At 37.0% G+C, this 12,683-nt stretch carries 10 protein-coding genes; 2 read left to right on the forward strand and 8 right to left on the reverse strand.

All coding sequences use genetic code 11. From position 1 onward, the window contains the following. Nucleotides 1–112 precede the first annotated feature (112 nt). The 6 genes from KO561_RS14360 to KO561_RS14385 all read right to left on the reverse strand — a co-directional run bounded on the left by KO561_RS14360 (nt 113) and on the right by KO561_RS14385 (nt 6,399). Complete coding sequence (locus KO561_RS14360) at nt 113–1,534, reverse strand: YcdB/YcdC domain-containing protein (RefSeq protein WP_231093960.1); 1,422 nt, start codon at nt 1,532–1,534, stop codon at nt 113–115. Nucleotides 1,535–1,659: 125 nt separating this feature from the next. Further along, entirely contained in the window at nt 1,660–2,628 is a 969-nt protein-coding gene (locus tag KO561_RS14365) for a TIGR03943 family putative permease subunit (protein ID WP_231093961.1), read from the reverse strand. 11 nt (nt 2,629–2,639) lie between these two features. Further along, nucleotides 2,640–3,644 (reverse strand): permease, encoded by a 1,005-nt coding sequence (locus KO561_RS14370; protein ID WP_231093962.1) that lies wholly within the window; start codon nt 3,642–3,644, stop codon nt 2,640–2,642. A gap of 58 nt (nt 3,645–3,702) precedes the next feature. Further along, the gene (locus KO561_RS14375; protein ID WP_231093963.1) at nt 3,703–4,725 is read right to left on the reverse strand and encodes a metal ABC transporter solute-binding protein, Zn/Mn family; all 1,023 of its coding nucleotides are present in this window, start codon (nt 4,723–4,725) and stop codon (nt 3,703–3,705) included. Between the two features lie 161 nt (nt 4,726–4,886). Beyond that, the gene (locus KO561_RS14380; RefSeq protein WP_231093964.1) at nt 4,887–5,609 is read right to left on the reverse strand and encodes a hypothetical protein; all 723 of its coding nucleotides are present in this window, start codon (nt 5,607–5,609) and stop codon (nt 4,887–4,889) included. 1 nt (nt 5,610) lies between these two features. After that, entirely contained in the window at nt 5,611–6,399 is a 789-nt protein-coding gene (locus tag KO561_RS14385; RefSeq protein ID WP_231093965.1) for a hypothetical protein, read from the reverse strand. A 397-nt stretch (nt 6,400–6,796) separates the two neighbouring features. On the opposite strand from KO561_RS14385, the gene KO561_RS14390 reads away from it, so the two are divergent. Further along, complete coding sequence (locus KO561_RS14390) at nt 6,797–6,904, forward strand: putative holin-like toxin (protein ID WP_231093966.1); 108 nt, start codon at nt 6,797–6,799, stop codon at nt 6,902–6,904. A gap of 543 nt (nt 6,905–7,447) precedes the next feature. Here KO561_RS14390 and KO561_RS14395 read toward each other — a convergent pair. Then, nucleotides 7,448–8,173, reverse strand: a complete 726-nt coding sequence (locus KO561_RS14395) for a sulfite exporter TauE/SafE family protein (RefSeq protein WP_231093967.1) — start codon at nt 8,171–8,173, stop codon at nt 7,448–7,450. A gap of 279 nt (nt 8,174–8,452) precedes the next feature. On the opposite strand from KO561_RS14395, the gene KO561_RS14400 reads away from it, so the two are divergent. Further along, nucleotides 8,453–9,454, forward strand: coding sequence for a DUF3231 family protein (locus tag KO561_RS14400; protein ID WP_231093968.1), 1,002 nt, complete (start codon nt 8,453–8,455; stop codon nt 9,452–9,454). A gap of 205 nt (nt 9,455–9,659) precedes the next feature. On the opposite strand, the gene KO561_RS14405 is transcribed toward KO561_RS14400, so the two are convergent. Beyond that, complete coding sequence (locus tag KO561_RS14405) at nt 9,660–12,674, reverse strand: glycoside hydrolase family 3 protein (protein ID WP_231093969.1); 3,015 nt, start codon at nt 12,672–12,674, stop codon at nt 9,660–9,662. Nucleotides 12,675–12,683 lie beyond the last annotated feature (9 nt).

A 12,683-nucleotide genomic window follows, 5' to 3' on the forward strand; every position in this document is an offset into this window, starting at 1 on the left:
GGATATTTTATCATTTTTCCCATTAAAAAAAGCTTATTTTCAAGGAAAAAATAAGCCTAGTTTATCTGAATTGTAAACTTAGGCTTATCCACACGTATACCTCTATCAATAATTACCTATCTGTAATGATTTCTCCTGTTATGGCATTAATATATCGAATTCTCTTTCTTGAATCTCGCTCACAAGGTCTGTAAACCAGGTTGTAAGCTTCATCATCACTGTCGTAATCTTTCTTCCAAGCCAATTCAAAATCGAGATGCTGGCAAAATATTTCTTTCGCCTCTGTCTCTGAAATCTTCGGTTTATTAGGGAGTTCTTCAAGCTCTAGGATAGAAAAGCTTGGTCCATTATAATGGTCCATTTCCCCTGTTGTTCGATTGACCGAAACCATCACTATTTCTGTTTCTAAAGAAACTCCATGCCCATTATGTACACGAAATGAAAACGATTCCGCCCTAGAAGTACGATCTTCTTCATCATCAGGATGAACGATTTGCTCCAAATATGGCATATAATCCGGGATTAGCTTAGTTAAAAAGTCTACTCCTCTTTGATAGCATTCCTCTCGATTTAAGGAAAGATCCCCTTTTCGTTCCGCAAACCACATAAAGCTTCTGATTTTCCCCGTTTCTTTCGACAGAAACGCCTTAACTGTACCATCATTCTGTTCATGAAAAAATCCATTAATGGAAAGATCTTTTTCTTTGTTCTTCCAGTTACGGTCTCTCCATACAACCCCCGTTTCATCCCCCATATCCACTTCTCTAATTATTTCCATATTATCTGGAATACCGATTGTTTCCTCCAAAGTTTGAAATCTAGCAATCTTATTACCCAATACAGGAAGTGGCACATATGATTCTCTTTCCTCTTCTTCCCGGATAATAGTTAAAGTAGGTTGCAATTGATCCGCCCTGTACTCCATTGGCGATTCAAGTTCATATACCATGTAAAGTCCACTATTATGAACATCATATAAATTTTTGTAGACCATCTTAATGACCAAATCAAGACTTAGCCTTTCTTTCACGTCATCTAGTAAATGCTGTTTGTCTATCAATCTCGCCGGAATATTTGGAGCTGTTTTAAGCCCGTCGAATGAGAATTGAATGACCTCTCCTTTAGCATTTACATCCACAAAACAACCGGCATATGGAAGAGGTAGATCCATAACGAATTGCTCATAATGAAATCTAATAGCTTTGCTAAGTTTTTGGTACCTATTATAAGTGAATTGCTGGAGTGCATCTGGATATTGTTGATTTAAAAATTGCTCTGCAAGTTTCCTTCTTTCATTTACGTCTAATGGATTTAATACGTTCTCTTCGTCTTCCTTATCTATAGACAAGCTGATTAAGTTCCCTGACAGATCTAGAGTCACGCTAATTCCTTGATCTCGTTCCTTATTCGTCCATGCAAATAAGGCTTCTCCTTCTCCGTTTTCACCTTCCATGTATTCCTCTATTTCAGCTTCATAATGGTCAGGTAGTTGAATGAGTGATAATGCTCGTTTCTTTAATTCTTCTCTTATCATGTGGACACCCTCGTTTATAGAAATATAGAGTAACTACACTATTAATTACGGTTTTTCCTCTAAAAAAGTTTCAAACCCCAAATATAAAAGCTAAGCACCTTGTATATAGATACTTAGCTTTTATATCACATAATCTGAATACTCAATGGATACAAGTACGGTTGTTCCAGCCGTTCCACTTCCTTCCATTCCGTTACATCAACAATGGGCATTTTCACACCATTATATTCTTCAATTTTGATAGTCCCGGTTGCTTCAATCCATTTATCTGGAGGTAAAGAAGCAGCATCTTCAAATTCAGATAAAAATCCGATAACACTTGAATCCGCAACACAATGGGTGATGATAAATCTACCAATGACCAGTTGATTACTAGCAAATCCATCCTCCTTACACACAAACCCATTTAAGGTTATCTCCCTACCTTCATACTTTTCCATATCCGTGTTAATAGCCTGATAGTAGGTCGAATATAAGGATTCAGACATTTTAATGGAAGAGCTTTGCTCCAAGTTCTGAATAATTTGGTCATACTCTTCCCTTGTTACAGTATTGGAATCCACGTTCGGATCTTGGGGGTTATCATCCGAAGGTGTACTTCTTTCGTTTGGTACAGTTGGTTTGGGATTATCTTTCTCTGCCTCATTCTGCTGTTCATCATCATCTGTAATCTCTTCCTTTTGCTGTTCTGCTTTAAGGGCATCGTTCCTTAAAGAGAGCATGGCACCCTTTTTAGCTGCAATCGAGGCATCCAAAGTCTGAGGAGGTATAAGTAATCCAGTCGCAACTGGTAAAATAATTATTACGTAAGAGAGAATCTTCTTCCCGTTTAGTCTCCCATCTCCATGATCATGATGGTGATGGTGACGGTGATGGTCGCCATGATGATCGTATTCTTCTTCCTTTAGTGCCCAAATCCTTGGTAACTGTGCGATAAATAAAAGGAGAAGAATAACAACACCTGTAATGCTGAGTGCGGAATATTTCGGATTAATTAATTTTAAAATGTCATTTGTAATATGAAGTTTATAAATGAAGAAAACAAACAATAACAAAATAACCGCTCTAAATGCTTGTTGACCATGAAAACGCATGAACATACCTCCTAGTAAAATCCACTAAGCAATACCATCACGAAAAAGACCGTCAGCGTGACAATCCCCACAAAAGTGAATACAAACTTTGATTTAAATACGCTAAGCATCATAATAGTATTCTTCAAATCAATCATTGGCCCATAGACTAAGAAAGCCAATATAGCTGGTGGTGGGAAAAGATTGCTAAACGAAGCTCCTATAAAAGCATCCGCTTCCGAACACAAGGAAAGAACGTATGCTAGTCCCATCATAACTGCCGTCGAGGAAATTACTTGGCCATTTCCTATTGCCACTAATGATTCGGAAGATATATAGGTTTGTACAAATGCAGCTAATAAAGCACCAACTATAAGGTAACGTCCCATGTCAAAAAACTCATCCACAGAGTGTGTGAGAACCCCTAAAATTTTTCCTGGAATAGTCTTAGAATTGGATGTATTAAGATGATTATGGTAATGATCTGTCTTATGTTTCAATTGATTTGTTTTAAAAATTAGACTAATCATAAATGCGATGAAAATGGCGATGAGGAACCCTATAATCATACGAGAGAAAGCAATCTTAAAATCATTTCCAAACGCCATATATGTAGATAAGATTACGATAGGATTTATGAGTGGACCCGTTAATAAAAAACCAATTCCCGCATAAATTGGGACACCTTTTGAAATCAACCTTCGGACAATCGGTACAATTCCACATTCGCAGGCTGGAAAGCAAGCACCAATCACACAGCTCATTGTGATCGCCAAAAATTTATTTTTCGGGATCCAACGTTTTATATGATCTTCTGTTATAAAGATTTGAATACCGCCTGCAATAAGCACTCCTATTAATACAAAAGGCAATGCTTCAATTAATATACTTAAAAAGATCGTATTCATACTATAAATGCTTGATGGTAGTTCAATTTGATCTCCTAAAGAACTACCAAAAGACATAAGATACACGGCGATACCAATAATAAATATTCCAGTAAAGTCTATTAATAACGAACGAATTTTTCCTAGCATGAGTCTCCTCCGATATCATAGTTGAGGGATCCCTCAACGGGAATCCCCTAGAATTAAACTATTCTTCTAGTGCCTCTACTAGTACGTCTAAGTTTTGACTCATGATAGTAAAATAGTTTTCTTTGTTTTCTATGTCCTCTTCTGTTAAGACTTCTAGATTATGAATATTGAGCGACTCTAGATCAGCTTCCTTTTGAATGATTTTTGCGACATTTGGTTCTACATTTTGCTCAAATAATAGGTATTGGATATCATGCTCTGTTACTGTATCAATGATATCTTCCAATTGTTGCTGGGATGGTTCATTAGACGGAGATAACCCAGATATTGCAATTTGTTTTATCCCGTACACCTCTTCCCAATAGCCGTATGCGGCATGTGTGACCAAAATTTCTTTCCGCTCTTGATTTTCCAATTTTTCATGAAACTCTTTATCTAATACTTCTAATCTTTCTTTTAGATTTTCGAAGTTTTTTTCAAACTCTTGTTTTGCTTCTGGATTTAAATCCACTAACGTGTCTTTAATATTTTCAGCTAACGCAATGGATCGAATAGGATCTAGCCATACGTGAGGGTCTTGATCGCCGTGGTCATGGGAGTGCTCTTCTTCACTATGATCATGTTCTTCCTCTTCAGAATGGGAATCTTCACTGTGATTGTGAGTTCCCTCTTCTACCGTTTCCTCTTCATGGCCGTGTTCATGTTCTAACAATGAAACCCCTTCTGCCGCTTCCAGTGTCTTGACATTATCGTCCAGCGCCTCTTTAATTGTACTTGCGTATGTTTCCATTTCTTCCGTGTGAAAAATAAATGCGTCCGCTTCGGCTATATCTACAATCGTTTTCGAAGTAGGCTCATATGTATGGGCATCTGCTCCAGCTGGCAAGATAGATTTCACTTCTACATTCGCTCCGCCAATTTGTTCTGTAAAATACTGCAATGGATAGAGGGTCGTATAAATAGACAATGTTTTATCATCCTTAGCATCAGCATTTGCATTACTGGATTCCTTTTGTCCACATGCACTTAGAACTGCACCAGCCAAACCTAACATAGCAATGATATGAATAAAACGTTTCATGTAGTTCTCCCTTCATTTTTGAATCAAACAAATTATATCGAAATGATTACGTTTTGTAAATAGTAATAATTACGCTTTATAATATGTTTGTTGTTCGATTTTCATGAGGGTTTGAAATATAAAAAAACTGTAAATCGCCATCCGATCTACAGTTTCATTGATTATTTTCCAGGCACTAGATTTATTAGTTGAAAAAACTCAGGTTCTGGTTTCATAAGCTTTATTCCTTTTTCTGAAACCAAGTAAATTTCTTTATCTTCTTCATATAAAATTTCTATTTGTAGATTTCCTAGTTTCATCACGCTAGTATTTTTACGGGGTGTTACTTTCTCTTTTTTCCAATCTGTTGCTTCATTAACGAATCGTACAATCTCGCTAATGTTTGATTTATCTGTTACTTCCTCACACATTTCCTCGTCCTTATAAATACAAATTTGTTCTGGAATTTTATCAATCCATGTTGTCGCTTCAAGAGTTGGGGTCTTATCAAAATTAACTTCCGTTTGATTCTCATGCTGATTGTAACTTGCTGAAACCGATAATTCCCCATCAAAGTCATCCTTTTGCCATCTAGAGAAAAATCCACCCCAATCATCATTTTCACTGTCATTATCATGAAGAGCGGATTCCTCATGTTGCACTACCCAGCCATGACCAGGAAGTTCCTCCATATAAAAGTTATAAATGTCTAACCAGTGATTTCCCTCCATGACATACTCGTGCCTCGTTGGTTTTAACCCCTTGTACAATGGGATATCCTCATGCTTCTCTGGAATAATAGACATCCCTTCATATGTTTCGGCCGTTACTTTTTGATAGGCAAACCAACCAGCAATCAGAAAAATACCAAGACACCCCAGTAAAATGAAGCTTTTTTTACTCATTTCAACCTCCTTCTTCCTTACCCTCGAATTGAAAGTTCATCATACTTCTTCCTTTAACCTCGTCTCCATCGCTCCAAATGAATTCAACTGCATATTGTTTTCCAATCATGTCTTGGGTTATATTCATGTAAAACAAATCACTCTCACTTTTACTTTCTCTAGTAAGGGTTTTTACTGTCCTATCCTCTACCTCGATTAAATAAACCTCTGATGGTTTGGGAGATACTTGCTGCCAATCAACTAGGACTTTATCTCCTTCTTCCACAGTTCCACTATGGATATCTGGATAAGTGTACTCAATCTGGTTTCCACAATTATTCCAACAAATTTCTTCATAAGAATGATCGAATGTAAATTTCGATGAGTCTGATTGGATTTTCTCAATGGAAGGCATATCTATATTCGAGAATACTGGCAACTCTTTACTTTCATTATCTTTCTCTTGGCTCTTTTTAGTAATATCATGTAAAGATTCAGCAGAACTTTTTTCTACTACGAAAATGGTTCCTAAAACAAAAGGAGAAATGATTAATACTAGGGATGAAAAAATAAGAATAAAGGATGTTTGTTTGGATAGTTTTTTTGTATTGTTTCCTTTATACCAGCCTGAAAATTGCAGCTTATTTCGGTAAAGGACGAACAGTAAAGTCAAAATGGCAATGGCACCAAGCCATGTGTATGGTGCAGATTTTTCATCCATCTCATAAACTGCATTCAGAATAGAAAAACCAATCCCACCGAAAATGGCCAAAATAAAAACGATACGAGATAATTCCAATACAGCCCTCATTGTTCCGCTCCTCTTGGATTCATACATTTTAAATCAATCTTTTATCCAATTTATCATAAACTACCGAAAATTCGTTAAGATGGATGCAAGCCTTCATACGATAAATCCAATTTGTTAGTAAAAATAATCAAGGTCTCGATAAAGTACTTCAAAAAAAAATAGACATTGGAGATTTTTTAAAGCGAATAGATGATAAATATCCTGCATTCTCTTTGAGGCCTTTCTGCAATTCTCTATCGATAAAAAGTATATATTAATAAAATGTGAATTTCCAGTAAGGTTGGAAATTCTCAAGTAGTTGCGGTAAAATAAAAGATAGGCATGGTAGCGTTGTGAGGGTGGGGACCACTCACTACCTCTGGACACCAATCTAATTGGTGGAAGGAGGGATTAGAGCATGAATACAGTCGCCGTGATATTTCTGGTTCTGTTTGCTGGCGGGACTTTTCTCGTTGCATTGCTTGAATACATTAGGAAACTCATCAATGATTCCAACAAAAAGTGAACCCCCACCCGATGACTCGCAATCACTAGGGTGAGGGTTCTTTTTCTTTAAACCTAATACAATTAGGTGTTCAGAGAGGTTTCCCTGCCTGAACTTCATTACCATGCTAACCGAGAATGTTGACCGCATTCTCGGTTATTTTTAACTTAATCTAAATTTATTATACCTTCTATTAATTAAATTGTCTAATTTCCAAATTTTACTCATGTTATCATTCTCCGGAATAGTGATTAGTCAAAGGAATAATTACCTCATTTCCTTCCAATCAGTAATTGGCGGCGACTAAACAAACGTGCATATTTTCTACTAAACTGAAAAGAGCTTTCATATCCTATCCGAATGCAGCATCTGCTGTATCCATTTTATCCGTTAAAATAAACTGATGTGTCATTTGGAGTCTGATCATTTTTTGATATTGTATAGGACTCATCGATGTTACTTACTTAAAATGAGCATATAAGGATGATATGCTCATTTTGATGAATTGTGCTAATTTATCAACCCTTTAGCATTTAACATTCTTGGTGTGATTGGATCCGTCCGCTACAGAAAATTCAAACTTTCAAGCAGAAGATAGAAACCCGTACAGCTCAAAAGGATGTAAGTAAATAATCTAAATATCCGTTGATTAATCCATTTGAAAACAATCTGACCAATAAATAGCCCAATAAATACGATTGGAATGGCATAGAGACTAGATTCCAAGATAGTTTTGCTGGTACCCGTGATGATGATTTGGGTAATCAGGCTAATCAAATATATAAACAGATAAAAAGCCAAAGTCGTTGCCCTTAGCTTTTCTTTTTCAGTTCCAACTCCTGTAAAATAAAGCAATAACGGAGGTCCTGGCATACCGATACTTGTCGTAAGAAGACCCGATATACCTCCAACTATAAAGTCTTTCGACTGTGATGGTTTAACTTTAAAATTGCATATCAGTAGCAATGTTAACATTAAAAGAAGGATACTAACTCCCATTTTAAAAGCGTTCATGTTAATAGAGATAAAGATCAAAATCCCAAAAGGAACACCAACAATACTCCCTACTATAAACCTTTTTAAAAGTGTAAACTCAATATCCGCTTTTATCTTCCAAATTAATGATAGAGAGATAACTAAAGATAAAATAAGATTTATTTGTATGGCTTCTTTTGGCAAAAATATCATCAGCAAAAAAGGGGTCGCCATAATAGAGAAGCCAAAGCCTGTGCTAGTTTGCAAGATAGAAGCCACCAGTATAATACATATAAAAAATAATGCCGTCTCCAAAAAAGCCCTCCTAATTTAATCACATTCATTTAGTATTTTATCATTTTGAGAACTGAAAATTTGATTAGGTTTCCAAAATGATATCCTCTAACGCTTTAATCCTTTTAACAGCTTCTCTAGAAGTAAACCTACGCAAAAACAATCTCCATATGAACATGGTTAATATCTCTTCTAACGTCCTTGGTATATCCCTTAACAAGGTTCTCTTGTTTCCACCTTCTCTCTTGTTAAGATAATATTCCATTAAAGATTAGGGAAACATTTAAAAGAGGTGATTTCATGGATATAGAGGATATAAAACTTACATCTGCCGAAATAGGAACATTATGGGGCGAATATGTAAACGGAACAGCTGTCAATACTGTAAACAAGTATATGCTATCTATTATCGAAGACGAAAAGATTAAAAACCTATTCGAAAAAGCAGTACATACATTTGATAAGCAGAAGAATCAGATTGCCACTTTTCTTGAAAATGATGGATTTCCAATTCCAGTTGGATTTACAGATTCCGATCTTAATAAAGGAACAAAACGATTGTTTTCGGATATATTTTGTTTGCACTATCTACAGATTATGACATTACATGGTTTATTAGGGCACACTACATCTTTGAGCTCTTCTGTTAGAAAAGACTTACGATCTTTTTATGATTCCTGTGATAATGATGGAAAAGAAATGTACCACCTCACGACGGAATTACTACTAGAAAAGGGACATTATCAAAGAGATCCTTACTTTTTTCCAGAAGCTAATCCTACATTTGTTTCAGGTCAGGAATTCATAGATGGATACGGAGATAAAAGACCTTTAGCTGCAACAGAGATAATTGCTCTTTCCTTAAATATGAAAAAAAAGATCCTAGGAAAAGTGCTGTCGATTGGATTTAGCCAAGTTACTAAATCAAAAGATGTACGGAAATTTATAAAATCAGCGCAGAAAACGTCGGATGAACAAATCCAATCATTAGGCAAAATACTTCACCAGGATAATTTGCCTATACCAATGTCTTGGGAAACAGAGGTTACGGAATCCCAGGATGCACCTTTTTCAGATAAGTTAATGTTATATCACGTAGGATTTTTACTACAAGTCTCACAGTCTTACCACGGAGCAGGTCTCGCATCAGCGATGCGAACAGACCTTTTAATAGCTTATGAAAAAATCATACTAAAGAACCTGACGGTTACAAAACAGTGGTTTAACTTAATGACAAAATACAAGTGGTTAGAGCAACCACCACTTGCCCCAAATCGAAAAGAAATTGCAAAAGATAAGTAAATGTTGAAATGCCCATTTTTGTTTATGTGGACTTGTTTTAAAAAGTGCTAGGGGCTCCTAGCACTTTTTCATGTGAATTTGAAGTTCCTATCTATCTTAAACTTACTTTAATCGGAGCAAATTTGAATAGCCCTTTAGAAAATAAAAAACACCTGTAAAGCTGTATTGAAATACCAACTAAACAGGTGCTTTTCATTTTATTCCATTACTTCAATTCAAACGTATCCAATGTAAAACTTCCTTTAAAAGTAAGATACACATCATGCTTGCCTGAAAGCTTTCTTACATCAGCTTTAACGTCAATCCAGTTCTGAAGTCCTTTTGTATTAGGAACCTCAACAGTTGTAACTAGTTTGCCTTTCTTTGGGTCATTTAGTCGAAGCTCAATGACACCATCATCATTTCTGCTTGATACGCGCACTTCAAATTGTGAGATACCCTTCTTGAATTTCGCATCCTGATAGAGGACCCAATCCCCAGTATCAATCTCACCTACAGCATAGGAAGCATCCCTAGATTCTTCCACAATCTTCACGCCGCTGTAATCGTTGTAATTCTCGGCTTTTGTTTCTTTTGAAAGGTCTCTAAATGGAATTTTTTCCCCTTTCACTTTAAGGTTTCTTTTTAATTGTATATCCTCTGATGATCTTCCAACAAGGATATCAAATGTTCCTGATTCGACCACATATTTTTCTCTAGAAACGTCCCAGAAAGCAAGTTCACTTGCTGGTAGATTAAAGGTTACAGTCTTGGTTTCATTCGGTTCTAAATAGATTCTATCAAATCCTTCTAATTCCTTTATCGGTCGCTTCACACTAGATTTCTTATCATGTACGTATAATTGTACTACTTCATCGCTTGCTATATCGCCTACATTCGTCACATCAACGGTCACTTTAACCTCTTCATCCGCTTCTATTTTGTGTGAGCTTAAACGTAGGTTGTGATATTTAAAGTCCGTATAAGTGAGACCGTGCCCAAATGGGTATAAAGCTTCTCCCTCAAAATATTGATAGGTCCGTTCTCCTTTAATGATATCGTATTCCATGATATCAGGCAGTTGGGCTTCACTCTTATACCAGGTTTGATTTAAACGACCAGCTGGTGCATAATCTCCAAATAATGCATCGGCAATGGCAGTACCCTCTTCCTGGCCACCATGAGTGGAATAAAGAATTGCTTTAACATTTGGATTCTCTTCAATTTCAGGCATTGCCATTGGATAGCTAGATATTAATACTACAATCGTATTTTTATTTACAGCAGCTACCTTTTCAATCAACTCTTTTTGAGAAGGTGGCAAGATGATGTCTTGGCGATCGATGGTCTCCCGAGAGTTTAATAAGGTTTGGTCTCCAACAACTACAATGGCTGTTTCGGCATCTTTAGCCACTTGTTGTGCTTCTTTTTCCCCATCGACCACAATCGTTTGTTCAAACTTTTCCGCTTTCCCTTCTACAGACTCTTTCGTTGCAATCAGTTTATGAGGGGCTTCTGTTCCAACCGTAACGTAACGTCCACCTTCCAGTCCTGTATCCCAATGTCCCCACTGATAATTGTAGAGGGAAAAAGTCCCATCTTCTTGTTGTTCGTAATTGTAATTTTGATAAGTGAACCAATCCTGTGAGCCTTGCACATTTTCCTGACGGCCCGGTGAACTCTCATTGTTCTTTACATCTTCACTAAATGTATTGGATACATACTTATCATTAGCATGAGACCGTAACAAATATTGATCCCAGCCAAAATCATATAAGGAGAAGGTTTCATTTTTACCGACTGATTCGGCATCGGCAGTCAAATTAACATTTCCTTCGGGTGATGCCGTAACATATTTTCCTGTTGCACTAGATTTTAATGCAATCTGATTGACTCCACGAGAAAATTCCACTTGTTCTTCTGAAAGCTTAGATTTTACTCCTTCAAGGGTTGTTACTGTATAAGGAAGTGTTCCACTGTAAAAGTCATTAAATACTTGATCGGCAAGTGGCCCAATAACGGCAACTTCACCTTTAGTATCTTTTTCTAGTGGTAAGGCGTCTTTTTCATTCTTCAACAAAACTAGCTGTTCTTGTGCTGTTTTCAATGCCAATTTCTGATGTTCTTCACTATTAATCACACTTGCATCAATATCGGCATATGGATCAAGAGCAGGACCGTCAAACTCACCTGTGCGGAAGCGTAGTGGTAGAATATTTCTTACTGCGTTATCAATATCCGCTTCTGTCAATAAACTTTGATCTAATGCATCATGGATCCATTTTAAAACAGTCTCTGAATCTGCACTTTGATCCGTTAAGCTGTCGACCCCGGCTTTAATCGATAATGCCGCCGCTTCTGCATAAGTGTCTACATACTTGTGATCATTCACTAATCCAGAAATATCCCCAGCATCACTGACAACAAAAAAGTCATCCGCCCATTGTTTCTTCACAACATCTTCCATTAATGGACTCAAGTTTGCGGGTTTTCCATTGATTGAATTATAGGCTGGCATCATCGACAATGCTGCTTTTGATTTAATGGCATATTCAAAAGACTTTAATTGATATTCGTATAGATTTCGAGGATCTAAGCTAGATGAGCTAGCACCACGGTTTTCTTCATTGTTATAGCCTAAAAAGTGTTTCAAGGTTGGGATTGTTTTGACATAGAAAGGGTCATCCCCCTTAAGACCTTGGGAATACGCTGTGGAGATCTTCCCTGTTAAATACGGATCCTCTCCAAACCCTTCCGCATTTCTACCAGCTCTCGGGTCTCGTTGCAAATCAACGACAGGTGCCCAAACAGAGAGCCCGACATCCTCAGGATATAATTTGTGGAAAGCTCGAACTTCATCACCAACTGCTGATCCTACTTCTTGAATCAATTCTTCATTCCAAGTATTTGCCAAACCAGTAGCTTGTGGAAAAACAGTAGCTTCTCCTAACCACGCAGCGCCATGAAGCGCCTCTGTCCCCGTACGAAACGACTCGATCCCAAGTCTAGGTATTGCTGGCTGGTACTGATGCAATAAAGATACCTTTTCATCTAACGTTAACCTTGAAAGAAGATCTTCTACCCTTTCATCCAAAGGTAGATTCGGATTTCGAAAAGGGTACTCATACGTCTTTTCAACGGAACTTACCTTAACCATACTTGAATGCCAACCCTGTGTTGTTAGAACAAAAACTAGTAATACACTTACAACCATCCGCACATACCGTTTAGCCTTTTTCATTACATTCTC

The organism is Radiobacillus kanasensis (assembly GCF_021049245.1).
In the GTDB taxonomy this organism is placed as follows: Bacteria; Bacillota; Bacilli; order Bacillales; family Amphibacillaceae; genus Radiobacillus; species Radiobacillus kanasensis.

What these genes read in the sequence shown, in the direction of transcription:
- KO561_RS14390 (WP_231093966.1), top strand. Translation starts at nt 6,797, where the DNA reads ATGAATACAGTCGCCGTGATATTTCTGGTTCTGTTTGCTGGCGGGACT.
- KO561_RS14405 (WP_231093969.1), bottom strand. Translation starts at nt 12,674, where the DNA reads ATGAAAAAGGCTAAACGGTATGTGCGGATGGTTGTAAGTGTATTACTA.
- KO561_RS14375 (WP_231093963.1), bottom strand. Translation starts at nt 4,725, where the DNA reads ATGAAACGTTTTATTCATATCATTGCTATGTTAGGTTTGGCTGGTGCA.
- KO561_RS14360 (WP_231093960.1), bottom strand. Translation starts at nt 1,534, where the DNA reads ATGATAAGAGAAGAATTAAAGAAACGAGCATTATCACTCATTCAACTA.
- KO561_RS14400 (WP_231093968.1), top strand. Translation starts at nt 8,453, where the DNA reads ATGGATATAGAGGATATAAAACTTACATCTGCCGAAATAGGAACATTA.
- KO561_RS14370 (WP_231093962.1), bottom strand. Translation starts at nt 3,644, where the DNA reads ATGCTAGGAAAAATTCGTTCGTTATTAATAGACTTTACTGGAATATTT.
- KO561_RS14380 (WP_231093964.1), bottom strand. Translation starts at nt 5,609, where the DNA reads ATGAGTAAAAAAAGCTTCATTTTACTGGGGTGTCTTGGTATTTTTCTG.
- KO561_RS14385 (WP_231093965.1), bottom strand. Translation starts at nt 6,399, where the DNA reads ATGAGGGCTGTATTGGAATTATCTCGTATCGTTTTTATTTTGGCCATT.
- KO561_RS14365 (WP_231093961.1), bottom strand. Translation starts at nt 2,628, where the DNA reads ATGCGTTTTCATGGTCAACAAGCATTTAGAGCGGTTATTTTGTTATTG.